28 protein-coding genes are annotated in these 24,240 nt (G+C 40.7%); 4 read left to right on the top strand and 24 right to left on the bottom strand.

All coding sequences use genetic code 11. The features are described 5' to 3' along the window. Positions 1-125: 125 nt before the first annotated feature. The 5 genes from rsmA to IEX94_RS09695 form a co-directional block, all read right to left on the bottom strand. Positions 126-1,004 carry a 16S rRNA (adenine(1518)-N(6)/adenine(1519)-N(6))-dimethyltransferase RsmA gene (gene rsmA, locus IEX94_RS09715; RefSeq protein ID WP_188857006.1) on the bottom strand — a complete coding sequence of 293 codons (879 nt, stop codon included), beginning with the start codon at positions 1,002-1,004 and terminating at the stop codon, positions 126-128. Position 1,005: 1 nt separating this feature from the next. Next, a complete protein-coding gene (gene rnmV, locus IEX94_RS09710; protein ID WP_188857005.1) occupies positions 1,006-1,563 on the bottom strand; it encodes a ribonuclease M5 in 558 nt (185 codons plus the stop codon). A gap of 73 nt (positions 1,564-1,636) precedes the next feature. Continuing rightward, positions 1,637-2,851 carry a resuscitation-promoting factor gene (locus IEX94_RS09705; RefSeq protein WP_188857004.1) on the bottom strand — a complete coding sequence of 405 codons (1,215 nt, stop codon included), beginning with the start codon at positions 2,849-2,851 and terminating at the stop codon, positions 1,637-1,639. Positions 2,852-3,320: 469 nt separating this feature from the next. Further along, entirely contained in the window at positions 3,321-4,085 is a 765-nt protein-coding gene (gene nucF / locus IEX94_RS09700) for a 5' nucleotidase NucF (protein ID WP_188857003.1), read from the bottom strand. Between the two features lie 24 nt (positions 4,086-4,109). Further along, positions 4,110-4,949 carry a YitT family protein gene (locus tag IEX94_RS09695; RefSeq protein ID WP_188857002.1) on the bottom strand — a complete coding sequence of 280 codons (840 nt, stop codon included), beginning with the start codon at positions 4,947-4,949 and terminating at the stop codon, positions 4,110-4,112. Between the two features lie 97 nt (positions 4,950-5,046). Here IEX94_RS09695 and IEX94_RS09690 point away from each other — a divergent pair, with 97 nt between their 5' ends. Further along, positions 5,047-5,481 (top strand): LysR family transcriptional regulator, encoded by a 435-nt coding sequence (locus IEX94_RS09690; protein WP_188857001.1) that lies wholly within the window; start codon positions 5,047-5,049, stop codon positions 5,479-5,481. A gap of 202 nt (positions 5,482-5,683) precedes the next feature. On the opposite strand, the gene IEX94_RS09685 is transcribed toward IEX94_RS09690, so the two are convergent. Further along, positions 5,684-6,457: a TatD family hydrolase gene (locus tag IEX94_RS09685; protein ID WP_188857000.1), complete on the bottom strand. Its 774-nt coding sequence runs from the start codon at positions 6,455-6,457 to the stop codon at positions 5,684-5,686. 70 nt (positions 6,458-6,527) lie between these two features. Then, on the bottom strand, positions 6,528-8,531 hold the full coding sequence (gene metG / locus IEX94_RS09680; RefSeq protein ID WP_188856999.1) for a methionine--tRNA ligase: 2,004 nt from the start codon (positions 8,529-8,531) through the stop codon (positions 6,528-6,530). Positions 8,532-9,039: 508 nt separating this feature from the next. On the opposite strand from metG, the gene abrB reads away from it, so the two are divergent. Beyond that, positions 9,040-9,318, top strand: coding sequence for a transition state genes transcriptional regulator AbrB (gene abrB / locus IEX94_RS09675; RefSeq protein ID WP_188856998.1), 279 nt, complete (start codon positions 9,040-9,042; stop codon positions 9,316-9,318). A 93-nt stretch (positions 9,319-9,411) separates the two neighbouring features. Here the strand turns inward: abrB and rsmI are convergent, their stop codons facing one another. The 13 genes from rsmI to IEX94_RS09610 form a co-directional block, all read right to left on the bottom strand. Further along, on the bottom strand, positions 9,412-10,287 hold the full coding sequence (gene rsmI / locus IEX94_RS09670) for a 16S rRNA (cytidine(1402)-2'-O)-methyltransferase (RefSeq protein ID WP_188856997.1): 876 nt from the start codon (positions 10,285-10,287) through the stop codon (positions 9,412-9,414). After that, the gene (locus tag IEX94_RS09665) at positions 10,284-10,556 is read right to left on the bottom strand and encodes a GIY-YIG nuclease family protein (RefSeq protein WP_188856996.1); all 273 of its coding nucleotides are present in this window, start codon (positions 10,554-10,556) and stop codon (positions 10,284-10,286) included. Before IEX94_RS09665 ends, rsmI begins: the two co-directional genes overlap by 4 nt. Further along, entirely contained in the window at positions 10,549-11,289 is a 741-nt protein-coding gene (locus IEX94_RS09660; protein ID WP_188856995.1) for a tRNA1(Val) (adenine(37)-N6)-methyltransferase, read from the bottom strand. Before IEX94_RS09660 ends, IEX94_RS09665 begins: the two co-directional genes overlap by 8 nt. Positions 11,290-11,700: 411 nt before the next feature. Beyond that, positions 11,701-12,057 carry a DNA replication initiation control protein YabA gene (yabA, locus tag IEX94_RS09655; RefSeq protein WP_188856994.1) on the bottom strand — a complete coding sequence of 119 codons (357 nt, stop codon included), beginning with the start codon at positions 12,055-12,057 and terminating at the stop codon, positions 11,701-11,703. 17 nt (positions 12,058-12,074) lie between these two features. Then, the gene (locus IEX94_RS09650; RefSeq protein ID WP_188857027.1) at positions 12,075-12,899 is read right to left on the bottom strand and encodes a PSP1 domain-containing protein; all 825 of its coding nucleotides are present in this window, start codon (positions 12,897-12,899) and stop codon (positions 12,075-12,077) included. An 11-nt stretch (positions 12,900-12,910) separates the two neighbouring features. Further along, on the bottom strand, positions 12,911-13,900 hold the full coding sequence (holB, locus tag IEX94_RS09645; protein ID WP_188856993.1) for a DNA polymerase III subunit delta': 990 nt from the start codon (positions 13,898-13,900) through the stop codon (positions 12,911-12,913). Between the two features lie 237 nt (positions 13,901-14,137). Next, on the bottom strand, positions 14,138-14,572 hold the full coding sequence (locus IEX94_RS09640; RefSeq protein ID WP_156855291.1) for a YaaR family protein: 435 nt from the start codon (positions 14,570-14,572) through the stop codon (positions 14,138-14,140). A 203-nt stretch (positions 14,573-14,775) separates the two neighbouring features. Further along, a complete protein-coding gene (gene darA, locus IEX94_RS09635) occupies positions 14,776-15,105 on the bottom strand; it encodes a cyclic di-AMP receptor DarA (RefSeq protein ID WP_156855292.1) in 330 nt (109 codons plus the stop codon). A 17-nt stretch (positions 15,106-15,122) separates the two neighbouring features. Then, a complete protein-coding gene (gene tmk / locus IEX94_RS09630) occupies positions 15,123-15,749 on the bottom strand; it encodes a dTMP kinase (protein ID WP_188856992.1) in 627 nt (208 codons plus the stop codon). Between the two features lie 21 nt (positions 15,750-15,770). After that, positions 15,771-17,183, bottom strand: a complete 1,413-nt coding sequence (locus IEX94_RS09625; protein ID WP_188856991.1) for an aminotransferase class I/II-fold pyridoxal phosphate-dependent enzyme — start codon at positions 17,181-17,183, stop codon at positions 15,771-15,773. 195 nt (positions 17,184-17,378) lie between these two features. Then, entirely contained in the window at positions 17,379-18,278 is a 900-nt protein-coding gene (locus IEX94_RS09620; RefSeq protein WP_188856990.1) for a TraB/GumN family protein, read from the bottom strand. Between the two features lie 165 nt (positions 18,279-18,443). Beyond that, positions 18,444-18,632 carry a sigma factor G inhibitor Gin gene (locus IEX94_RS09615; RefSeq protein WP_188856989.1) on the bottom strand — a complete coding sequence of 63 codons (189 nt, stop codon included), beginning with the start codon at positions 18,630-18,632 and terminating at the stop codon, positions 18,444-18,446. Positions 18,633-18,801: 169 nt separating this feature from the next. Continuing rightward, entirely contained in the window at positions 18,802-19,065 is a 264-nt protein-coding gene (locus tag IEX94_RS09610) for a pro-sigmaK processing inhibitor BofA family protein (RefSeq protein ID WP_188856988.1), read from the bottom strand. A gap of 176 nt (positions 19,066-19,241) precedes the next feature. On the opposite strand from IEX94_RS09610, the gene IEX94_RS09605 reads away from it, so the two are divergent. After that, positions 19,242-19,796, top strand: a complete 555-nt coding sequence (locus IEX94_RS09605; protein ID WP_188856987.1) for a DUF7010 family protein — start codon at positions 19,242-19,244, stop codon at positions 19,794-19,796. A gap of 327 nt (positions 19,797-20,123) precedes the next feature. Then, entirely contained in the window at positions 20,124-20,693 is a 570-nt protein-coding gene (locus tag IEX94_RS09600; RefSeq protein WP_229782657.1) for a Uma2 family endonuclease, read from the top strand. 355 nt (positions 20,694-21,048) lie between these two features. Here the strand turns inward: IEX94_RS09600 and IEX94_RS09595 are convergent, their stop codons facing one another. The 4 genes from IEX94_RS09595 to dnaX all read right to left on the bottom strand — a co-directional run bounded on the left by IEX94_RS09595 (position 21,049) and on the right by dnaX (position 24,123). Next, entirely contained in the window at positions 21,049-21,273 is a 225-nt protein-coding gene (locus IEX94_RS09595) for a YaaL family protein (RefSeq protein WP_188856985.1), read from the bottom strand. A 15-nt stretch (positions 21,274-21,288) separates the two neighbouring features. Then, a complete protein-coding gene (recR, locus tag IEX94_RS09590) occupies positions 21,289-21,885 on the bottom strand; it encodes a recombination mediator RecR (RefSeq protein ID WP_188856984.1) in 597 nt (198 codons plus the stop codon). A gap of 181 nt (positions 21,886-22,066) precedes the next feature. Next, positions 22,067-22,381: a YbaB/EbfC family nucleoid-associated protein gene (locus IEX94_RS09585; RefSeq protein WP_156855302.1), complete on the bottom strand. Its 315-nt coding sequence runs from the start codon at positions 22,379-22,381 to the stop codon at positions 22,067-22,069. Positions 22,382-22,428: 47 nt separating this feature from the next. Next, complete coding sequence (dnaX, locus tag IEX94_RS09580; RefSeq protein ID WP_188856983.1) at positions 22,429-24,123, bottom strand: DNA polymerase III subunit gamma/tau; 1,695 nt, start codon at positions 24,121-24,123, stop codon at positions 22,429-22,431. Positions 24,124-24,240 lie beyond the last annotated feature (117 nt).

The following is a 24,240-nucleotide window of genomic DNA, read 5'->3' as shown; positions in this document are numbered from 1 at the left end:
CACGTTATAGCTCTCGCCAGTCTTTTTGTTTTTACAAGTATTTTTAAATTAAAGGTTACCATTATTTTATTCATGATAAAAGAAAATACGGCAGGATGCTTCGATGCATTCTGCCGTATTTTCATTTATCTATTTATTTCTTTATAAAACACATTAGCAAGCTGTGCAAATTCCTCCATGTTCAAGGATTCGCCCCGTCTGCCACCGTCAATCCCAGCCTGGTCCATTACTTCCTGGATCTCCGTCTTATTCATATCCGTAAATAGGTTTGCTAAATTATTTCGTAACGTCTTCCTCCGCTGGGCAAAGCTCGCCTTAACAATTCGGAAAAAGAAATCCTCATCCTCTACATAGACTGGTGGCTCTTTACGTAACTCCAACTTTAGAATACCTGAATCAACATTCGGCTGCGGATTAAATACGGTCTTCGGCACATTCATGACCACTTCCGCATCCGTATAATACTGAATAGCAATCGTTAAGGAGCCGTAACTTTTGCTATTTGGTTCAGCCGCCATCCGCTCTGCCACTTCTTTTTGAATCATAACGGTAATACTTTCAACCGGCAACCGGTCATGGAGCAATTTCAAAAGAATCGGTGTTGTAATATAATATGGCAGATTAGCGACGATGCGGATCGGCTGATTTTCTTTGAATTGTTCTCTGATTACCTCAGTGACATCTGCTTCTAATATGTCTTGATGGATAATTTCAATATTGGAATAGGCCTCTAAAGTGTCATCTAAAATCGGCAATAGGCGCTGATCGATTTCAAAAGCGACAACTTTGTCCGCATGGATTGCAAGTTGCTCAGTCAAAGCACCGATTCCCGGACCGATTTCGATGACACCTGAATCTTTATCCACACCTGCATGCTTTAAAATATTTTGTAAGATGTTTACATCAATAATAAAATTCTGTCCTAAACTCTTTTTGAAAGCGAAGGCATATTTTTTCAGAATTTCTTTCGTCTTCGATGGGGTTGCAATATATTTGGTTGACATGTCAATCCTCCTGCTGGATGGCTTCTACTGCCGCTTCGAACTCTTCTTTGGAAATCTGGAACTGATTTAATCGTTTCAACAATTGTTTCCCGTTCGTATGGCCAATTTTCAAATGTTCCCCTAGCTGTTTTCTACGTTCACTTGCTTCTCTTACACCGATGAGGCGATTGATGAGAAGATCTTCTTTTGTGATTTCTCCTCGAGTTTCTTCGGTGAGTTCATATACTTTACGTAGTGCTTCTCTTATTGTTTCCGGTCTAGCGTGTTCAATGCCCAAACTCCTGTTATGCGCATTTTTCGCCCGTGCCTCGTCCTGGGTAAGAAATGCATGCTTACAACCGGGAACGGCCTGGTCTATGATGTGGCGAATACGCTGGCCGGGATAATCGGGATCGGTGAAAATAATAACGCCCCGCTTTTCTTGCGCGTGACGGATTCGGTTAATGATTTCTTTATTAACCGCTGAACCGTTCGTCTCAATCGTATCCGCTTGAATTGCCTGATTAATTTTAGCTGTGTCGTCTCTACCTTCCACGACGATGATTTCTTTTATCTTCAAAACTCGCCCTCCACGTAAATAAAGCTCTTCCCATGATTTTACCATGAGAAGAGCATAATTCCTAAAATAAGTATTAGTCTATGATTTTCACTTGTACCGTACGTACTCCCCAATCATATGCTGCCCCCTGATTCGGGACATGCACATCGATACGGTTTCCACGGATCGCACCGCCAGTGTCTCCAGCTACAGCTTCCCCATAGCCTTCCACCCATACTTTTGTGCCAAGCGGAATGACATTTGGGTCCACTGCGATTACTTTTTGATCTGGGTTGGCTTTTAAATTGATTCCAGTAGTCGTAACACCCGAGCAACCACTACAGGAAGCGGTGAATGCACTTGCAGTTACTGTTAGCGTTTCCCCGCTACTCTGTGACTCCTCCGATTTGTTAGCAAGTGTAACAAGCCCTGGATCCGCTTCTTGGACAGGCTCTTTCGTACCGATTGCTACTACATGGTTCTTGCTCTCTTTCGTAACTTCTTCCTCAATTATTTCCCGGGAAACTTCTTCCCCATTTTCTTTTGTAATCTTATACTTCTTTACAACTTGGCCATCTTCTCCTTGGGTAATGACCTTTTCTTCCCCTTTTTGCAGTGTGCTGTCTTTTTGTTTCTCCGTTTCAAAAGCAACTGCTTCTTCTTTTTCCACCGTCTCTGTTGTCACACGAACAATATCAACAGTCGTGTCCTTCTTTACCTTCTTGTCTAAAGCCGGCTTCACCTTATCAGCATTATTCAGCTCGATGTCATTCTCCTCTAGCAATTCTTCTACTGTGCCACCAGTGGCAGGAATGGTTAGCTCCTTACCGCCATCGACGACTGTAACATCAAATGCCTGCTTCACATCAATTTCCATGCCGTCCTCAATGAACGCGCCATCTTCATGGGAAACCTCGTCATACTGGGAGAAGGTTAGATCTTGCTGTTTTAAAAATGCTAATACAGTATCTTCTGTTGTATAGAAACTCTCAGGCTTCCCGTCAATTGAAACGGTTACCTGCTTTGCTGTCTTATAATCGATTGTCATTCCGTTTTCAATTGGTGCTTCTTCCTCATGTGATAAGTCATCATGGGCACCAACTGCAATTCCCACTTCTGAAAATAGTTCTGCCACTGTGTTTTTGTGGGTGTTCACAACTTGTTCTTCTCCATTGTCTACGATGATTACTTCTTTTTTTGTTGCTTCAACTACTAGTAAGCTCGTAAATAAAACAAGTGCTAAGACACCAATACTCGAAAGAACCATTTTCGCTTTTGATGCTAGCATAAGCTTATGAAAAATTTTCATGCTCCTGCCTCCTTGTACGAAACCGATTATATTAATACGTATATGTAAAGTCAAAGCTATTCCGTTTACAATCAAATTACAATTCAATTACAGTTCGATTGTAGATATATTTCATAGCCTCTAATCCGTTGGGAGGCAAGGGTTACAAAATTGTCTTTGTATTCAGATTAATAGTGTTTAGCATGTAAATTCTAGCTTATTAGGGGATGGATGTTTCTGGAAATAAGACATTGTTTACATTTATATAACAGAAATGAAGGAGTTCCGACATAGTTTTACAAAGGTTTTTTCTTAGTAGAGGAAATATAGGAGAACTAAAGGAAAAAGGCCGAGATATAACGAAATCCCAGCCTTTTTATTTAGATTACAGAATATCCACCATCGATAAAGAGGTGGGTACCTGTTATAAAAGTCATTATGCGAGCCATCCCTTTATATCTATGAGTTATTTTTAGAATATACAGCACATCTAGATTTCAAACTGCGATAAGTCTTTCAATACATGAGTCGGCTGTACGTCATATGTCAAAACATCTTCTCGTTTTGAAAAGCCACCCTCAATGTAAATGGTTGGAATTCCTGCGTGTATTCCTGCTAAAATATCCGTAAAATAATTATCACCAATCATCGCTACATCTTTTCTTGAAAGACCTATTAAATCTACAGCCTTTTCCATAATGGTACTATTTGGTTTACCAATAAAAATAGGTTCCATACCTGTAGAAGCACTAATAACAGATGCCAGCGCACCATTTCCCGGCATTAACCCTCGTTCTGTCGGAAGCGCCAAGTCCCCATTCGTTACAATAAAGGTTGCTCCATTATAGATTGCTAAACAGGCTTGAAAGTATTTTTCATAATTTATTTCACGGTCCAGTCCAAATACAACATAATCGGCTTCTTCTCCTTGTTCAACAAGAGTCAGCCCTTTCTCCGTCAGTGCTGACTGAAGACCGATTTCACCAATCATATAAATTCTTGCATTCGGGTTCTGGTCATAAACATACTGAGCAGTCGCCAGCGAAGATGTATAAATTTGTTCTTCTGTAACCGGGTAGCCAAATGACTTCAATGCTTCTACAACCATTTGTGGTGTCTTTGTTGAATTATTTGTTAAAAACAAATAAGGTATTTCTCTGTCATGTAGTTTTTTTACAAACTCTAATGTTTCCAGAATAACCTCTTTTCCACGATAAGCAGTACCATCTAAATCAATGAAATATCCTTTATACATCCTAATCCTTCTTCCCAACTTTTATTATGTCTTTGAAATATCCATAAATCCTTCGCCAAACACGTCCCGCACATCATGGATTGCAACGAAAGCATCTTGATCCTTTTCTTTTACAATTCTCTTTAATTTAATCACTTCTTGTTTGCTAATAATGATATAAAGAATTTCTTTTGTGTCTTTCGTATAATATCCATGCCCAGAAAAGACGGTAACACCTCTACCAATTGATAGATTTACCTGTTCGGCAATTTCATCTGGATTTTTAGTTATAATTGTAGCAGCTTTTTTCGGATTTAAACCCTCAATAATGAATTCCATTACTTTTGTTCCAATGTATAGCATAAGAACGGTCAACATTACTTTCTCTACCCCAATGATAAAGTAAGACCCCATGACAACAATTAAATCAAAGAATAACAGGCCATAACTGATACTCCATCCCAAATATTTATTCGTGATACTAGCAAGAATTGCCGTTCCCGCAGTCGTACCCCCGACTCTAATAATTAAACCAATCCCGACACCTGCAAAGACCCCGCCAAATATCGCATTAATAATAATCTCATTTGAATCAACATTCCAGCTCTCTGTTAGATGCAAAAATAGCGAAAAGAATAATATCGTAATAATCGTATAAACGGTTGTTGTTTTTCCTAAAAACCGGTAACCTACGACGAGTAGAAATGAGTTTAATATGAGGTTAACGAGTCCGGGTGACCATTCGAACATATAGTAAAATATAATCGTTAACCCCGTTACTCCCCCTTCACCGAGCTCATTTGGTATAACAAAAAGATTAATCGATAGGGCAAATATTAAAGAACCTATAATAAGAAAAATAATATCTATTATTCTTTTCTTCATAACAATCTCACATCCTTTACTTGACTTCATTTTAATTTAAACAGAGAATGATTAACAAAACAAATTTATATTAACTAGACCATTAATTACTTTCATAATGGAGAGCGATGAATTAGGATTCCACCTGTTAGTCCGTAATCGTTCTGGGATTAGTTTAACAAGAGAAGGAGAGAAAATTTACGAATATACACGGAAAATCATCAATATAAATAATATCTTGTTCGAGGAAGCGGCCGCATTAGTCGGAATGGAAACAGGTTGTATTAAGGTCGGAACTTTTTCAAGTGTTACGACAAACTGGATGCCAACGATTTTTAAAGCATTTAAGCGGAGTTATCCGGGGATTTTTGTTGAAGATGATTTTGACGGTCTAGAAGATAGAGTAATCACTGGAGAACTGCATCATATAATCCCACTTGAATTTGAAAAGGAAGCATACCGGATAATCGACATTGCACATACTGACCAAGCATCACCTGCGACGAAAAGTTTCATTTCTAAAGTGATAGAGTTGTATCAAGATGATGAGTAAATCGGTTGGGACAGATAAAGTGAAACTTCATTCAGTGGAGAACTCCTTACCTCCCCACTGAATGTTAGTTGAACAGAATCAGGGATTTACGGACTGTATATCCACGCCTTGACATCTTGGGCTTCCCTCATGTTTAGAGGTGGGGGGTGTTACAGACCGTTAATACGTGATAGAGACTTGATCTCCAGCCGTCCCATCTTTTTTATTTTGATTCTATATTATAAACATGAATTGCATTTTTCGTTGTCGCTTCAGCAACTTCTTCAAGCGTTATCCCCCGCAGCTCAGCAATTTTCTCCGCAACAAGCTTAACATAAGCTGGTTCATTGCGCTTTCCGCGGTTCGGATGCGGTGCGAGATAAGGTGCATCGGTTTCAATCAATAAGCGGTCTAAAGGCACTTCCTTCGCTACTTCTTTTGGCAGCGGGGCATTTTTAAATGTGACCGGACCACCTAACGAAATATAAAAATTCATATCTAAACAGCGTTCGACATATTGGACGGAATCATTGTAACAGTGCATAATGCCACCAACCGTATGGGCCTTTTCTTCTTCAAGAATTTGAATAATATCTTCCGTAGCTTCCCGATTATGGATAATAATCGGCATGTCTAATTTTTTCGCCAGTCGTATCTGTTTCCGAAACACTTCAGCTTGAACGTCTTTCGGGGATTTATCCCAGTGATAATCAAGCCCCATTTCACCGATAGCAACAACTTTTGGATGCTCCGATAATTCTTCAATCCAAGTTAATTCTTTATCTGTCATATCGATCGCATCGACTGGGTGCCACCCAATAGCTGCATAAATCGTCTCATACTGTTCTGCTATTTCAATCGCAAGGGGAATCGTTTCATGGTCAAAGCCAACAACGGTCATATGCGTAACCCCTGCGTCAAAGGCACGCTGAATCGTTTCTTCGCGGTCTTCTTTAAATTGCCAAGCATTCAGGTGGACATGTGTATCAAATAACATTCTTTCAGCTCCTTAATGTAAAGAAAAGAAACCCTGCTCCATGTGGCAGGGTAATTCTTTTTTTATTGGTTTACGATATTAATGAACCGTTTGGTACGTCTTGAGGTGCTTCAACAACGGTAAGTTTCCCGTCAGCTTCTGCAGAAAGAATCATACCTTGACTCACTTCTCCGCGCATTTTACGTGGTTTCAAATTCGCGACAATTACTACCTTTTTACCAATTAATTCTTCCGGATTCGGATAGTGCTCAGCAATCCCGGATAAAATCTGACGATGTGCTTTATCGCCCGCATCAAGGCGGAATTTCAGCAACTTGTCCGCGCCTTCCACTTTAGCGCATTCGATCACTTCCGCAACCTTCAGTTCTACACGGTCAAATTGATCAATTTTAATCTGTTTCTCTTTGCTTGAGACAAGCTCCGTTTCTTCTGGATCCCATTCTTCTTCAGCAGTATCACCAGCCATTTGGGAACGGATATACTCCGCTTCTTCTTCTACATCAAGACGAGGGAATATTGGTGTTCCTTTTTTAATGACTGTAACATTTTCAGGGAAGTTCCCAAATTGAATGTCTTTCCAATTACCTGCTGTATCAATATTCAACCCAAGCTGTTCGAAAATCTTTTTCGGTGCGTGAGTGAGGAACGGTTGTAGCAAGGATGCAGCAATTCGCAAGCTTTCCGCCAAATGAATCATAACACTTGCCAGTTCCGCCTGTTTGTCTTCCTCTTTTGCAATCTTCCACGGCTCGGTTTCATCAATATATTTATTCGCACGGGAGATCAGACGCCATACAGAGGCGAGCGCACTACTGAACTGCATTTTCTCCATCTCTGTCTGATAATCTGCAATCGCTTCTGCCGCTGTCTGTTTTAAGTCTTCATCAAATGCGGTAACGTTCCCTTTATAGCTTGGAACTTGTCCGTCCAGATATTTATTAATCATTGCGACCGTACGATTAAGTAGGTTCCCTAGGTCATTCGCAAGGTCGAAGTTGACACGGGAAACGAAATCTTCTGGAGTAAAGACCCCATCACTTCCAAAAGCAACCTCACGCATCAAGTAATAGCGCAGCGCATCTAATCCGTAGCGTTCAACAAGCATTTCTGGATAGACGACGTTCCCTTTTGATTTCGACATTTTCCCGTCTTTCATTAGTAGCCAGCCATGGGCGAAGACTTGCTTCGGTAACGGTAAATCAAGGGCCATCAACATAATTGGCCAGTAAATTGTATGGAAACGGACAATTTCTTTACCAACCATATGAACATCTGCCGGCCAGTATTTATTAAATAGCTCATCATTTTCCGTACCGTATCCAAGTGCGGTAATATAGTTCGTTAAAGCATCAATCCACACGTACACGACATGCTTCGGATTGCTTGGAACAGGGATACCCCAAGAAAAGACGGTACGCGATACTGCCAAGTCTTCCAATCCCGGCTTAATAAAGTTATTGATCATTTCATTTTTACGGGATTCCGGTTGAATGAATTCAGGATGTGCTTCGTAATATTCGAGTAAGCGGTCTGCATACTTACTCATTTTAAAGAAATACGATTCCTCTTTGATCAGTTCAACTGGATGTCCACTGTCTGGGGATTTTCCAGCAACGATATTTCCGTTCTCATCGTATTCCACATCGACTAATTGTGTTTCTGTATAGAACGTTTCATCTGGAATAGAATACCAGCCTTCATACTCATCAAGATAAATATCACCTTGTTCAAGGAAACGTTCAAATATATCCTGTACGACTTTTTTATGGGTTGGCTCGGTTGTACGGATGAATTTATCGTTGCTAATTTCAAGCAACTTCCAAAGTTTCTTCATTCCTTCTGCCATTTCGTCTACGTAGGCTTGCGGCGAAACATTCAATTCTTCTGCTTTTTGTTCAATTTTTTGCCCGTGTTCATCACTTCCCGTAAGATAGAACACATCATATCCCGTCATTCGTTTATACCGCGCCATGACGTCACAGGCGATTGTGGAATACGCATTACCAATATGTAGCTTTCCACTTGGATAATAAATGGGTGTTGTTATATAAAAGGTGTTTTTCGAATTACCCATGGTGAACCTCCTCATTAGTATCTTTCTACCTAAAATCTATTGTAACGATTATATAAGAATTTGCCAAATACCGCAAAAGTGCTAAGCCTCATGTCTTAGCCAATCGGCAAGTCTCCTTTATCGCGTCATGAGGTAAAGGAAGTCTTGCTAGTCGCCAGGTGCTGGATCTGGGCGTGGTAGTTAGGGTTTTACAAAAGCGAAAATTGAAATTGGTTATAACTGTCTAAACCACAAATATAAGATTGTTTTCGACAAATGGATTCATCAATTTTCTAACTAATGAATATTTTGAGAAATAAAATTGACATTATTTAGTGATGTTGTTATTCTATTGCTAAGTAAAGATGTTGCTATTTGTATTCTTTTGGTTTAACTAGAGTTATCAGTAATTGCAGAATATATAGATAAATATAAAATATCTGCGATTATTTAGATAAAGAAAACAAGGAAATTGGCAGCGTACATATAAAAAGCGCCATTTCCAACATTATCTGGGGAGGATAAAAATATGAAATCTACTGGAATTGTTCGCAAAGTCGATGAGCTTGGGAGAGTCGTAATCCCAATCGAGTTAAGACGTACACTGGATATCCACGAAAAAGATCCGATTGAAATTTATGTGGATGATGACAAAATTATTTTACGGAAATATGAATCTCGGATGGAGTGTCAGATTACTGGTGAAGTATCCGATGATAACTTGCTTCTCGCGGGTGGCAAACTCATCCTAAGTAAAGATGGAGCCGCCGCGCTAATTAAGGAAATTGAATCCCGCTTAGTTAACTGATTATTACTACCCAATATGGGTAAGTTCCTTCATAAGCTCTAAAAATAAATGAACTGGGTTGAATCTGCACCCAGTTTTATTTTTGTGTAACTTCTATTTCTGAATATGATAATTTTGGTAGACTTCCCGCTTCGGAATTCCTCGGTCTACTGCTGTTTGCTTAATTGCCTCCTTACTCGATAATCTTTCCTTATCCATATAGTGTTCGACATGCTCTTTCATATCGAGCCCCGTCCACCAGTCCCCTAAAGTATCTGACTCATCCTCACTTGCTCCTTCTACAACGATGACGAATTCACCCTTCAATTCATTTGTTTCCGTCCAAGTGAGCACTTCTTCCATTGTTCCACGAATATATTCCTCAAAACGTTTCGTAAGTTCGCGGGCTAATGCAATTTCTCTATTTCCTAATGTTTCATGTAGAACATTCAGTGTTTGTTTTACCCGGAATGGGGATTCATAGAATAGGAGCGTTGCTGGGATTGATCTTAACCGTTCAAGTACTTCCACCATTTCTTTTTTCTTCCGTGGCAAAAATCCGTAAAAATAAAATTCATTAGTGGAAAGTCCTGAACCGACAAGAGCACTAAGGGCAGCGTTTGCGCCTGGTAAAACAATGACTTTAATATTACGCTCCAATGCGGCTTCAACAATATCCGTACCCGGATCAGAAATGGCAGGCATTCCCGCATCACTCACAACAGCGATTTTGGCTCCTCTTTCCGCTTCGTTGATCAGCTTTTCTATTTTTTCTTTCTTCGTATATTCATGATAACTCGTAAGTGGGGTGGTAATTTCAAAATAATTGAGGAGTTTCCTCGTATTGCGCGTATCCTCTGCAGCAATAACAGTCGCCGTCTTTAATGTATTCAACGCTCGGTACGTAATATCCTCTAAATTCCCAATCGGTGTCGGAACAAGGATAATGGCACCTTCTATTTCATTTGCAAAGCTTTTTTGAATCATCATTTCCGCACACACTTCTTTCTATTAGCCTCGATTAACGCTTTCTTCTGAAGACGTGAGAGCTGCTTGATTTCATATTCCCGTTGTAACGCTTCTTCCTTTGTCGGAAATTCCTCTGTATGTACCACTTGAAAGGGACCCCGGCCTCGGGTATATTTTGCCCCTTTCCCTGATTCATGCATCATGAGCCGGTGGGCAAGGTCGTTTGTATAGCCTGTATATAACGTATTATCCTTACATTTCAACATGTAAACGAGATGTGCTTTAGCCATAGATAATGCTCCTAGCTTCCTCCGTATAGCTTCCATCGTCATTATAAATATATAGTGGAGGAAGAATTTTGATATCCGGTTTCCCGTCGCGAATCCCTTCGACTAGTAGCATGTTCGCTTCTTTTCCATGCTTCGGATAAACAAACTGGATCCGTTTGGGTTCTATTCTTTCCTGCCGGAAGAGTGCAATAATATCGACGAGTCTACCCGGCCGGTGAACCATTGCAACTTTTCCGCCTGGGCGGACGTGTAATTTACATGCTTTAACAACATCCTCTAACGTACAATAGACCTCATGCCTTGCAATCGTGAGGTATTCATTTTCGTTATGCTCCGTTGCTTTTGGCGAACGGAAATAAGGTGGGTTACACGTTACTACATCAAAACTGCTATGACCAAGCACTGGCAGCATTTCCTTTAAATCGCCGTGGATGACAGAAAGCTGATCATGAAGATTATTTAACGTAATACTTCGCTCTGCCATTTGATAAATCCGTTCTTGGATTTCCACACCTGTAATTTTCGCATTGCTCCTTTTCGACAATAGTAAAGGAATGACGGCATTTCCCGTACATAAATCGAGGATTGTCCCACGTTTGATTGGAATACTTGCAAAATGGGCAAGCAATACTGCATCAAGTGAAAAGGCAAATGCTGTTGGGCTCTGGATAATTTTCATCGACTCATCGGCCAATAAGTAATCGAGTCGTTCGTCACCATATAGTTTTACCATATTTGAATCCTTTCTATGCTAACACCTTAATAAATAGTGGGGATATTACAGTCCGTTAATCCGTGAGAAAGTGAAACTTCATTCAGTGGGGATTCCTTCCCCCCAATGAATGTTAGTTGAACAGAATCAGGGATTTACGGACTGTTTATCCCCACCCTTCACATTTTGGGTTTTCCTCATGTTTAGGGATGGGGATATTACAGACCGTTAATCCGTGATAAAGTGAAACTTCATTCATTGGGGGTTCCTTCCCCCAATGAATGTTAGTTGAACAGAAGCAGGGATTTACGGACTGTTTATCCCCACCTTCACATTTTGGGTTTTCCTCATGTTTAGGGATGGGGATATTACAGTCCGTTAATCCGTGAGAAAACTGCCCTATTATAAAATAGGACAGTTTTAGCTAGTTCATTATTTTCTCTTTGCAAAGAAATCCAGACAAAAAATACAATCTTCATTTTGTCGTGGACTTCCAAATTCTAAATTACAAATATGAAAACCTTCATCGTAAAGCCTTGCGAGGTTGTCACGGCCTTCACCTGGTAAGTATTCTTTCGCATCTTCATCTTTACTGTTTTGCTTCTGTTTTTCTTTTTCCTGATTCGTTTGCTCTAAATGATTGCGCAAATTGTGATTCTCTACTTGCAGGCGATGATTTTCTTCAAGCACGCTACTCAGTTGCCCTTTCAATTCGCCAAGTCGTTCATATAGTTCACCAATTTGCTTTTCCATATCGGCAACCTGGTCAAATATTTCCCTATTATTCACGCCCACTCACCTCTTCACTACTTTGTGGCCTGCGCTAACATTCCTTCTTCGATCATTTCATCCAATGTATATTCAATCGTACGTTCTTGTTCTTTTAATTCTATGTGTACGAGTTTTTCCAAGATATTTAAACCAATAACCTTGCCCTTACCGTGTGGCGTTTTAATCGTTTCGCCAAAGTCTGGAAGTTCTCTTTTAGCTTCTTCATAATGATCATTTTCATACTTTAGGCAACACATCAAGCGGCCACATAATCCAGAAATCTTCGCTGGATTAAGGGACAAATTTTGATCTTTTGCCATTTTAATCGATACCGGCTCAAAGTCACCTAAAAAGGTCGAACAACAAAGCATTCGTCCACATGGACCAATACCGCCAAGCATTTTCGCTTCGTCACGGACACCAATTTGCCGTAATTCGATTCTTGTCTTGAACATCGCTGCGAGGTCTTTCACAAGATTACGGAAATCGATCCGGCCGTCTGCCGTGAAATAGAAGATGATTTTATTCCGGTCAAATGTATATTCCACATCAACCATATTCATCTCCAGTTCATGTTCTATGACCTTTACAGAACAGGCTTCCATTGCTTTCTGGGCTTGTTTCTGATTCTCGACAACGGTGCGTTTATCTTCATCGGTCGCTACTCGAATCACTTTCTTGAGCGGAAGGACAACATCTTCCTCGTCCACCAGCTTACTCGCAATAACAACTTTCCCAAACTCGATCCCGCGAATTGTTTCTACAATTACATAACTGTCCGGTGTAATCTGTTCTTCCCCTGGGTCAAAATAATATATTTTACCCGCCTTTTTAAAGCGGACACCAATTACTTCTATCATTCTATTTTTTTTCACCTCTTCATTTTCAGTACGAGCTGCTCCATTACTAATGTAGGCTGGACATTTTGTGAGAGTTTCCGTTTTGCCTGGATGACGTAATCAAGCAGTTTCGATAAATGATGTTGTGAAAATTTCATCGAGCTCTTCTCGAGTAATGCATCCGCCGGTTTGAAAACGGTCATCGCATCCTCATTCCCAATATGGTAATAGAGGACGTCACGCAGGGCAAGGAGTAATATATCAAGCCCTCGGTCGTGATCATCTCTCTCTTTAAAATGTGCAAGCCATTTACTGTGGAGATAGAGATAAACATTCTCTTGATTCGTGGTGAGCATTTCAATTAATTGTAACACTAGCTTTCTTGCTTCCACAAACCATTCGTCTTGGACAACCTGGAACGCATCATCCAAATTATTCGTCAGAGCGCTCATCAAGGTAGCATCCTGCTCCCGCATCCCTTCTGTAACCAATTGTTTCCGGAATTGGATAGGATTGAGGGGTTTTAAATCAATGACCTGACAACGAGAACGAATCGTTGCTAGAATCGCTCCACTGTTCTCCGTAAGCATCATTGCTGTCGTCTGTTTACTCGGTTCTTCTAAAAACTTTAGGAGACTGTTCGCTGCATTTACCGTCATCCGGTCCGCATGTTTAACAACATACACCTTCTGATTGGATTCCATCCCTGAGTAGGAGAATTCCTTTTGCAAATGCTGCACCTGCTCCTTCGATATGGATAAACCTTCTGGCTCAATCCAATGAACGTCCGGATGGTTGCCAGAAGTGATTCGTTTACAATTCGTACAGGTGTTACAAGGCTCTGCCCCTTGTCTATTTTCACAGAATAGACTCTTTGCCATGACAAGGGCGATCTGTTCTTTTCCAGTTCCTCGTTCACCTTGCAAAAGATACGCATGAGAAATTCGGCCTTTTTCTATACTGTTTGTGAGAATCTGAGTTGCCATTGGCTGTATTTCTGTTAATTCAGACCAAGTATTCATGGGTATCCTTCCTTATCATCTAGCGCTTCCGCTTTTGTTACGTCTAGCTCTAGCGCCCAGCGACTAGCAGATTTCCTTCTCCTCCGTCGATAAGTCAACATCAGCTCAAAACTAAAGGAGGGCCGTTTAAATTCGGTCTAAAGCCCAACAACGGCATACCCCTAAAGGGGCATGTTTCCTTTATCTCCTGCGGATCAGTCCAATCTGTACGTCGCTGAACGGGCGCTTCCGCTTTTGTTACGTATATATGTTAATCAGTAAACCCTTGATTTCGCCTATAAGGTCAAGGATATCTACCGTCTTCTTTTCCTGATTCATCACTTCTTCTGTGAGTTCCAATAGCTTGTCATCAAGCTCTTTAATAATCGTCAGCTTACGGCTGCTGCCATCGAAACTGAACGAATGTCCGTGTTGTAATTTATAACCGGTCGAGACTGTTTCTTGTAAAAATCCTTTGATCATTCGTTTAAATTTAACAAGCTCCCGCATCGTGCGGTAGTGTGCTAATTTTTCCCCTTGCTTTGAAATGTTTTGTATTAATTGCTGTAGTTCTTGCTGTTTCAAATTCTGAGATTCAGATTGTACTAATTTTTGGAAGGACTGGGTCTCCGCATGAATTGGCCTAGGGATCTTTACTTCTGTCTGCGATTTTATTTCCTGGCTGATTTTCATTCCTTCTCCACTCCTTCCATTTTTATGCTTTTACTTTAAAATAAAATCCTCTGTATTACTAAAATTGCGAGCAATGGCCACGTCCAGCACCAGTGCCCAGCAAAGCCCAAATGAATTACTTTTTGAGTAAGCCTCTATTAGTAATCTTCTTACGGCTTTGTAAAACGACTTATCCTGTAAAGGCGCTTGCGCCTTTGTTCGTTTTAGAATTGAATAAATGATTCAATCGGTACGACAAAGACGGTTGCACCACCAACTTCGACTTTAACTGGCTTCGGGATATATGAATCGGCGCTTCCTCCCATTGGTGAAATTGGAGCAACCATTTGTTCACGCTGGGAGCAATTTTCTTTAATAATATCTAGAGCTGCATCAACTTCATCGTCATTACAACCAATCATTAAAGTCGTATTACCTTCTTTTAAAAATCCTCCTGTTGAAGCAAGTTTCGTTGTTTTGAAATCTTCTTCCGCCAGCGCATTAACGAGTCGGGTGGAATCTTTGTCTTGAAGCACAGCAAAAATTAATTTCATTGGTTTAGTCTCCCTTCTTATTTTAAATAAGCTAAAATACAATCCAATGCACTTCTCTCAACATCTTGGAAGGCCTGGTTGGCATTAATTTTTTGAATGCGGTTTGGATACTGCTCATGAAGCAATTGATAACCTTCATACACTTTTTCATGGAAAGCAATTGTCTCTAGATCTAAACGGTTCTTCTCTCTATTCTTATTCGCCGCAATCCGCTCTAATCCCTTTTTTGGAGCGATATCAAATAATAATGTTAGGTTCGGCATCACATCCTGGATGGCAAATTGATTAATCTGGAACACTTCCTCCATTCCAAGGCCCCGGGCATACCCTTGGTAGGCAAGGCTTGAATCGATAAAACGATCACAGAGCACAATTTTTCCTTCGTCGAGTGCAGGAAGGACTTTCTCTACCAGATGCTGTCTGCGGGCGGCGGCATAGAGTAATGCTTCTGTGCGTTCCTCCATCTTCGTGTTCGCACGGTCATGGAGAATCGTGCGGATTTGTTCCGCAATGTCAATTCCACCCGGCTCTCTTGTTGCTACAACCTCATAGCCCAAGTCTGTTAATTTATCAGTTAATGCGTGGAGAACGGACGTCTTTCCCGCGCCTTCCACACCTTCAAACGTTATGAATTTTCCCTTCACTGCTTTTTCTCCTTCAGGTTATTACTTAAAAATACGGATACCTTCATTCCGCTGTTGAATTCGTACACCACGGGCAGTGAGCTGTTTGATTGCTTGGATATGCTCGTGGGTCACAACTTCTCCTTTTAATATAAAAGGAATTCCCGGCGGGTAAGGAATAACTGGCTCGGCGGCAACTTCCCCGATACTTGCTTCTAAGGGGATGAGTTTAGTTTCCAATCCTTCCATCTCTCTATAGGACAAAGCTAATTCTTGCCATTTGCTAGTAAAAAAATTTACTACCTCTATTGTAGCATGATTTCGCTCGTTTTTTAATTTTTCATTGACAGAACGGATGACTTTTTTCAAGCGATTCCATTCGGTAAATGGGGCAAGCCCAAAAATAAAAAGAATTTGCCGCTCCGTCACAAGCTCCGGGTATATTCCTTGCGCTTCAAAGAGCATGGCAGCCTCTTTTGCAGTATACCCATCTTTCAGCTGAATTGTTAATTTTAATGGATCGTTGGATGGGATAAGTTCCCATTTGTCGAATGTTTCGGATGCGAATAGTGCTTTGATTTCTTCCGCGGCAGTAAGTGCTTTCTGAATCGTTTCCTCCGTCTGATTGGCAAGAAAATAGCGCGCGATATCTAGAGAAGCCATGAGCGGATAAGATGGGCTACTTGATTGAAGCATTTGTAATCTGTAAGCTAGGCTTTCTTTCGTGACACGTGTTGACTTAATATGTAAATAAGAAGCCATTGTCATTGCTGGAGCCATTTTATGGGCGGAGTGTACAACAACGTCTGCACCAAGTTTTAAGGCGGTAGACGGAAACGGATTTCCTAGACTAAAGTGGACTCCATGTGCTTCATCAACAAGAACAAGGATGTCGTTTTTATGAGCGAGTTCAATCATTGCTTTTATATCATACGTCCGTCCGAAGTAGTCTGGGTACGTCAGAATAACAGCTTTTGCATCTGGATATTCAGCAAGTGTGTCCGCGAGTGTCTCGTATGCTGGACTTGTGAACCTATGAACTTCTGAGTCGTATTCCGGTGCGATAAAAATTGGCTGCGCACCAGCGAGTTCAAGGCCATTCATGATGGATTTATGACAGTTGCGCTGGACAATGACCTTCTCTCCTTGCTTACAGGTTGCGAGGATCATGGCAAGATTACCTACCGTACTCCCATTGATCAAGAAGAAGGTATGATCCGTTTGGAAAAACTCAGTTGCGAGCTCTTCCGCTTCAGCAATTGCTTCTTGGGGCGCGTGCAAGTCGTCGAGGCCTGGAAGTTCAGTCACATCAAGCTTCAAAATGTGCTCATAATATGTCTGCGCTTGTTCTGGAAATACTACACCATTTTTATGGCCAGGCACATGGAAGGAAAGTGGGTTGGTTTCGGTGAATTCCTCCAGCATATGTAAAATCGGGATGTTTTTTTGCTTCATTGGTGGGTACCTCCTGTTAGGTATAGTTTAACATAGAGCAGGTCCGGGTGGGGGTGTGCTTGATGGATCTAGTGGTCTAGCTATTTGTCCCTTTCTTCATTTAATTGTCATTCTATCCTCATATCCGTCAAAGCGGGAAATCCTGCATAACAACGAAAAAGCCCCTTTTAGAAAAATGTCTAAAAGGGGTTCCGCTCAATAAATATGTTCAACCTCATAACCATCATCTTCAATCAACGAAACAATGCTTGGTTCTTCCACCATATGCATCGCACCGACAAAGACGAAGTACGTTTCACCGCTATCTTCTTCAAGCAGTTCAAGAATCGTGTCTGCCATGCCAATATTACGATTCGTATTCATTTCCTCCATGTATTCTTCATAGCCTTCAAAAGTTTCCTCAACATCAGTTGTTCCACTCAATTCTTCCGTTGCACCACTCAGCCAGTGTGCGGTGATTTCATCTAACTCTTCCGCCATATCATCATAATTTAAAATAGCATTTTCCAGCATTTCGAGTTGTAATTCATCGGAGAATCCTGATAGCATCAAGAGCTGTTCTTCAAATGATTCCAGTTCTCGGATTTCTTTTCCATCCTCGGCCGCTCGGTCTAAAAAATATTGGTCCACCGCATATTCTGCACTATATTCCGTCTCCTCCAGCGCAAATTCCATCAGCAGCATTTCCATGAACCACGGCCTGAATTGCTGAACCATTTCGATGCTCATGCCATTCTCTTGAAGGATTTCCTCTAAATCTGCATATGTATCCTCGGTTAAATCATCAGCTATCGTCTGGCCGTCTTCGTACATGGCAAGCTCCATCATCAACGTTTGAGAAATGCTAGGATCGACCTCATTCAAATCAATTTCAGGCAGAACAACATCAGATTCTTCATAAGCATCCTCAATTCTTTTATTCAATGGATAGAAATCTTCATTGCCTACATGAATCGTACCTTGCAGATATACAGTCGTGTCCTCATTTTCTACTTTCCAGAGAAAACCGCCATCATTCCGCTCCTCAGACGTATTACTTTGACAACCGAAAAGCACGGTAACCATGACAATCAATGTAAGTAAAATTTTCCTCATCTAATCACCTCTTTTTCATATGGACAAATCAATTATGACTATTCAGAAGGTTAAAAAGAAAACTCTCATCCAGAATACCATGCTGATAACTGACTTGCAAAAGTTTCCTGTCTTTGTCTTTTAGATAATAATGCAAAATAAAAAGCCTTTGCGAAAACAAAGACTCTAGGAAAATAACTGTTGCTGGTTTACATTTTTTAGTTTTTTCACATAGTAACGGTATTTCTCTTCGCGTGGTTCTGTGTGGATTATATTATATTCGCACTCCTTGCAGATAAACATCGTGTATAAATGAATCCCATGCTCTTTATCTTCCTCACAGATTCCACAGTGTTTCAGCACTTTAGCTTCCATCTCCCCACCTCCATGAGCATAGTATCTCCTAATCTCATGTATCTTATTCACAAAATGTGAAAAATGCTATTTTCATAATAAAAATGGGCATATGGAGGCAAGAAGGTAAATAGAATGTGCACACAATTGGGCGGAATCGGGACAAATGCTCTGACCCCATGTCCCAGTTTTACAGAATGAAGACATGGAGGGCTACGAGGGATCCGACACCGAATAGTCCAAGTAGGCCGGAGACGAGGGCGGTGAATAGGTTAATTGGGACGTGGATGCCGAAGTTTGCTCCGAATACGTTGACGAAGAATATTAATAAAACGCCAATTACTAGTTTCACAGACCCTTGTCCAATTATTTTCATTGGCTTGACAGGTGCTCCAATGGTGAGGAGCAACACAATAACGGAAATCATAATGACAATGATTAAAGTTGAACTCATTTCTTACACTCCTTCGACATTAAAATTAATGCTCCAAATGGGACAGTTGCTCTGACCCCGTGTCCCGGTCATCTTATATATATGCGCTGGAAATATTTATAGAAGTGAAAGGGATAGAGAGTATTCCAATAATTCTTTTATGGTGGTATTCTTAGAATGTCAGACAATGGTGGGAGGTGGAAATTCTGAATTTCGCTGAGATAAGAAATGAGCTATCCATTAGGGGGAAAAGTGGAATTGGCTTTCTAGCAGCTGGGTTAGTTGTTTGGATGATCATCACAGTCATCTTTTTAACAAATCTCGATATTTATTATAAAACAATTGGTATGTTATTTGCGACGGGGGTTATGTTCCCACTTTCAATTGCTTTTAATCACCTTCTGAAAGCTGATTGGAAATTAGAAGGGAATCCTTTAAGCACCCTCGGTTTAATTTTAAATATCGCTCAATTTGTCTATTTTCCTATCCTTTTTTGGGCGATTGGCACAAATACGGAAATTGCTGTTATTATTTTTGCGATTATTACAGGGGCGCACTTCTTTCCATATGGTTGGTTTTATCAGTCAAAAGCCTATTACGTCATGTCGCCAGTCATCTCCATTGCGATTATGCTGATCGGCTGGAATCTAGCGGTAGAAAGATTATGGATTGTGCCACTCACAACGGTAATTCTACTTTCTATCTTAGTTATTTGGCTGTATCAAGAATACCGCGGTAAAACAAACGAATAGTCCTGCCAATGGTGGGACTTTTCCAGATCAAAGGCGCAAATCACATCAATGTCGTTGGAATCTTTTTGCTCCTTGTGGCTGTAGGAACCGAAACAAACCAATTCGCTTAACATCATATTTTTCTTTCCATGTATTTAAGTTTTTTTAACAATTCATCAAAGATTTCTTGTTGAGATAACTTAACATCCCCAATCACCTGTAGCTTTGAAATAAAGTTTGATTAAAAACACATTGTAAATTCCTGTTTTGGATGGCAAAATTAATAGGTGTATATAATTTATTTATAATAAGAATTCGGCTATAATTTAAATAAGGATGGTGATTGATTTGAGTTTAACAGACAAAAATTTCAACACCTATGAAGAATTCGAAGAGAAACAACAACAAACGGATAAAATATTGGAATATATTGATGGAATTATTTACATGTCCCCATCTCCAAGTATAAAACATCAAAGGATATCGTCTTTTCTTCACGGAGAACTTCATAATTCATTAAAAAATAGCGGTTGTGAAGTGTTTTCTGCACCAACGGATGTAATGTTTGAACAAAACGAGAATAATAAAAATAAAAATAAAAGAGTTGTTCCTGACTTATTTGTGACATGTAATCCTGAAAAATTCACTGAAAATGAATATGTAGGAGCACCAGAATTTATCATTGAAATATTAAGTCCATCAAATAAATCTCACGACTTAGTAAGAAAGCTAAATCTTTATATGGAATATGGAGTTAAGGAATATTGGATTGTTGATCCAATGAAAAACCGCATAATGATTTATACGCTTGATGAAAATGCAGAGGTGCAATTTGATTTAGTCAACGAGAACGAGATAGCGACTTCTAGACTATTTGAAAACTTTAAAATCGAAACTAAAAATTTGTTTTTTGATTAAATACAAAAGTTAACAAACAACAGCAAATATCTCGCTGTTGTTTGTTTTAATGTTAGTCCACGGAATATCTGTAAAAAACTCGCGTTCGATTAACTTTAGTATGAAAACCCACGGATATCAGGATGCTCACCGTCGTAGAGTATTTTTGCCTTCGTGCCGTGTGCTTAACGATTAAAGTACCTACACATACTCTCGGTATGAGTTCCGAAAAACTTGACATGGGGCCCCTGCGTGTATGCTTCTGCAGCCAAGACGCCAAATGAAAAGATATCTGGCTGCACCTGTGAGGTTATCACAGCATCTTTATTTTATAGTTTCTTATCTTTGAACAAAAAACAGACGTCCAGGCGTCTGTTCATTTCTTATCTTGTACATGTAATGCATTTACATTGCGGCGTCTTGCTTCGCGGAGCAAGTATAAGTATTTTGCCTGTGCGACTCGTTCTGCGGCTATACTTTCCAAGGTCCGATCGATGCTTCTCATCCCCAGCTCGCGAATTTGCTTCCATTCCCTTTCTAAAGCAAAAATACTATCAAGTAACTCCGCATCCACATGTTTCTTTTTCAGCTTTCTTGCCATGTTCTTCACCCAATCTTATAAATCTCTTCTTCCTTCTAATGCTCTTGATAGTGTCACTTCATCCGCATATTCCAAGTCTCCGCCTACCGGAAGTCCGTGGGCGATTCTTGTCGTACGAATGCCAGATGGCTTCACTAATCGGGAAATATACATTGCAGTTGCTTCCCCTTCTATATTGGCATTGGTCGCCAGAATCAGCTCTTCAACCTCTTCATCTTTCAAGCGATTTATTAGATCAGGGACATTAATATCTTCTGGTCCAATTCCATCCATCGGTGAAATTGCACCGTGAAGAACATGATACTTACCATTGAATTCCTTCATTTTCTCCATTGCAATGACGTCTTTCGGATCTTCCACCACACAAATAATCGACCCATCCCGACTTGAATCCGAGCAGACTGCACAGATTTCCTTATCTGTAATATGGCCACAAATTGAGCAGTGGGTCAGTTCGCGCTTCGCATTCACTAATGCATTCGCGAAGTCCAAGACATCATCGTCCTTCATATTCAAAACATAAAAAGCCAGACGAACAGCAGTTTTCGGGCCAATTCCTGGCAGTTTCATAAAGCTATCCATCAGCTTTGATATCGGTTCTGGGTAATACATTCATTATGCCTCCTAAACGATAAGGGCAAAAAGCACCTGTTTAATACAAAGACGCAAGCACCCGTTTAGCAACGAGTTTGAAGCTTACTAGCTGCTGGGCGCTTGGCCGGACGTGTAAAAACAGGTACTTCAAAGCCGAAAGCGATTCATACGAGTGGGATTACCCGTCGAAACGCGTTTATTAAAACATTCCAGGCATATTTAAGCCTTTTGTAAACTGTCCCATCGTTGCTTCTGTTTTATCATCGATTTGCTTCAACACATCATTCGTTGCAGCGATGATTAAATCTTGCAGCATTTCAACATCATCTGGATCGACTACTTCTTCTTTAATTTCTACATCTGTGACTTCTTTCTTGCCGTTTGCCGTTACAGTTACCATACCACCGCCGGCAGAAGCCTCAAACGTCATTTCATGTAGTTCTTCTTGCGCCTTCATCATTTTCTTCTGCATTTTCTGCATTTGTTTCATCATATTATTCATATTTCCTCTCATGGAAATACCTCCTCATTATCATTTCTTATATTTTTTAAAAAAGAGTCTTACTCTTCTATTTCTAATAAATCATCACCGACAAGTTTCCTTGCTTCTTCAACGAGCGGGTCACTTTGTTTCACTTCATTTTCCTCAGGCTTATCCTTTTCATGAGAATCGAGAAATGCTTGCCTGACCTCCAGCCAATTTGCCTCAGGGATTGGAATAATTTGCAGCTGTTTTCCTACGACACTTGCGAGAACAGATTCAACCAATTCCCTATTATCGAGGAAAAGATTACAGTGAATCTCATATTTAAATGCAACAACGAGCGCGTCCGGTGAAGCTGCAACTGGCTTACTGTCCTGAATCGTTGCATGGGCCGGGGCATTCGTGCCTTTAAGCCTTTCTAAAAAGTTCGCCCAGTTTCCTTGTACTTGGCGTAACTCCTGCTTCTCTGCTGCCCTTAAAACAGCATAGATCTGTTCAGTTGGAACTTTAAAGCTGCTCTTTGATCCACGGGACGGAGCACGTCTTTGCTCGCGCTGCGGTACCGGCTCACTTGCAGCGACCGGCGGCTGTTCCTTCATGCGGGCAAGTTGCTTCTCAACCTGTGCAAGCTTCTCGGTTAAACGAAGTACTTCATCACTTGCCACTGCAGTTTGATTCCCTACAGCATCAGACCCATTCGTAATCGTTAAAATCGCAATTTCAATATATACTTTCGGACTGTTGCTCCACTTGATTTCCTGCTGGCATGTGTTCAGACGGGTGATCGCCTCTTGAATCCAGTCAACCGGTGCTAGTTCTGCCAATTCACGGAAAGCTTCATCGACCCGGGCGCGCTCAAGCATTCCTTCCAAGTCCGGATTACTCTTATAGAGCAGCAGATCACGCATGAAGTAGATGAGATCGTACACGAAACGTCCAGGGTCTTTCCCTTCCTGGATGATCGTATCGAGCAGCTTGATTGCATGCTGTACATCCTTTTCTACCATTGCTTTTGTAATTTCCGTTAAAATTCCTTGAGAAACCCCGCCTGTTACAGCGAGCACATCCTCTAACGTAACCTCTTCACTACTATAGGAAATCGCCTGGTCTAGAATACTTAGCGCATCACGCATCCCACCTTCTGCCGTCCGGGCAATCGCATCCAGTGCTTCGTCAGTCACGTTCTGTTCATCTGTTTGAACGATTGTTTTCATCCGGCCGACAATTGCTTCATTGGATATTGGTTTAAAATCAAAACGTTGACAGCGGGAAATGATTGTCAGTGGAATTTTATGTGGTTCGGTCGTCGCCAAAATAAACACGACATGCTGTGGTGGCTCCTCCAAAGTTTTTAAGAGCGCATTAAATGCGTTCACAGAGATCATATGAACCTCATCAATAATATAAACCTTATAGGAAACGGCACTCGGTGCATATTTTACTTTATCACGGATTTCTCGAATATCATCGACACTCGTGTTCGACGCAGCGTCAATCTCAATAATATCGGAAATTGACCCATCCTGAATCCCGCGACATGCATTACATTCATTGCACGGCTCTCCATCTGGATTTTGTTCACAGTTAATCGTTTTCGCAAAAATCTTCGCTGCACTCGTTTTTCCTGTTCCACGAGGTCCGGTGAATAAATAAGCATGCGAAAACTTCTGCTCACGGATAGCATTCTTCAGGGTACGTGTAATATGTGTTTGTCCAACAACGTCCTCGAAGACTTGAGGCCGCCAAACGCGATATAAAGCTTGATAGCTCATGATACAGACTCTCCTCTACATTCTACTTCTAATTATACCCGATTTAGGGGGTGATTGTGAACTGATGAAGGGTAACATCCTGAAAAACTTAGATGAGGAAATTCATTTTCTGTTTTC

Origin of the sequence: Oceanobacillus indicireducens (assembly GCF_014647195.1) — a bacterium.
Classification (GTDB): Bacteria; Bacillota; Bacilli; order Bacillales; family Amphibacillaceae; genus Oceanobacillus; species Oceanobacillus indicireducens.
The sequence above is the reverse complement of the archived record's forward strand: the minus strand, read 5'-3'. Positions and strand labels throughout refer to the sequence as shown.

Coding starts and splice junctions, on each gene's coding strand:
- IEX94_RS09690 (WP_188857001.1), top strand. CDS start 5,047: ATGGAGAGCGATGAATTAGGATTCCACCTGTTAGTCCGTAATCGTTCT.
- IEX94_RS09640 (WP_156855291.1), bottom strand. CDS start 14,572: ATGAAAATCAGCCAGGAAATAAAATCGCAGACAGAAGTAAAGATCCCT.
- abrB (WP_188856998.1), top strand. CDS start 9,040: ATGAAATCTACTGGAATTGTTCGCAAAGTCGATGAGCTTGGGAGAGTC.
- IEX94_RS09650 (WP_188857027.1), bottom strand. CDS start 12,899: ATGATAGAAGTAATTGGTGTCCGCTTTAAAAAGGCGGGTAAAATATAT.
- IEX94_RS09610 (WP_188856988.1), bottom strand. CDS start 19,065: ATGAGTTCAACTTTAATCATTGTCATTATGATTTCCGTTATTGTGTTG.
- dnaX (WP_188856983.1), bottom strand. CDS start 24,123: ATGAGCTATCAAGCTTTATATCGCGTTTGGCGGCCTCAAGTCTTCGAG.
- nucF (WP_188857003.1), bottom strand. CDS start 4,085: ATGTATAAAGGATATTTCATTGATTTAGATGGTACTGCTTATCGTGGA.
- metG (WP_188856999.1), bottom strand. CDS start 8,531: ATGGGTAATTCGAAAAACACCTTTTATATAACAACACCCATTTATTAT.
- IEX94_RS09585 (WP_156855302.1), bottom strand. CDS start 22,381: ATGAGAGGAAATATGAATAATATGATGAAACAAATGCAGAAAATGCAG.
- recR (WP_188856984.1), bottom strand. CDS start 21,885: ATGTATTACCCAGAACCGATATCAAAGCTGATGGATAGCTTTATGAAA.
- darA (WP_156855292.1), bottom strand. CDS start 15,105: ATGAAATTAATTTTTGCTGTGCTTCAAGACAAAGATTCCACCCGACTC.
- holB (WP_188856993.1), bottom strand. CDS start 13,900: ATGAATACTTGGTCTGAATTAACAGAAATACAGCCAATGGCAACTCAG.
- IEX94_RS09685 (WP_188857000.1), bottom strand. CDS start 6,457: ATGTTATTTGATACACATGTCCACCTGAATGCTTGGCAATTTAAAGAA.
- IEX94_RS09625 (WP_188856991.1), bottom strand. CDS start 17,183: ATGAAGCAAAAAAACATCCCGATTTTACATATGCTGGAGGAATTCACC.
- IEX94_RS09660 (WP_188856995.1), bottom strand. CDS start 11,289: ATGGTAAAACTATATGGTGACGAACGACTCGATTACTTATTGGCCGAT.
- IEX94_RS09620 (WP_188856990.1), bottom strand. CDS start 18,278: ATGAGGAAAATTTTACTTACATTGATTGTCATGGTTACCGTGCTTTTC.
- IEX94_RS09615 (WP_188856989.1), bottom strand. CDS start 18,632: ATGGAAGCTAAAGTGCTGAAACACTGTGGAATCTGTGAGGAAGATAAA.
- IEX94_RS09665 (WP_188856996.1), bottom strand. CDS start 10,556: ATGGCTAAAGCACATCTCGTTTACATGTTGAAATGTAAGGATAATACG.
- IEX94_RS09695 (WP_188857002.1), bottom strand. CDS start 4,949: ATGAAGAAAAGAATAATAGATATTATTTTTCTTATTATAGGTTCTTTA.
- IEX94_RS09705 (WP_188857004.1), bottom strand. CDS start 2,851: ATGAAAATTTTTCATAAGCTTATGCTAGCATCAAAAGCGAAAATGGTT.
- IEX94_RS09595 (WP_188856985.1), bottom strand. CDS start 21,273: ATGGCAAGAAAGCTGAAAAAGAAACATGTGGATGCGGAGTTACTTGAT.
- rsmA (WP_188857006.1), bottom strand. CDS start 1,004: ATGTCAACCAAATATATTGCAACCCCATCGAAGACGAAAGAAATTCTG.
- rsmI (WP_188856997.1), bottom strand. CDS start 10,287: ATGATGATTCAAAAAAGCTTTGCAAATGAAATAGAAGGTGCCATTATC.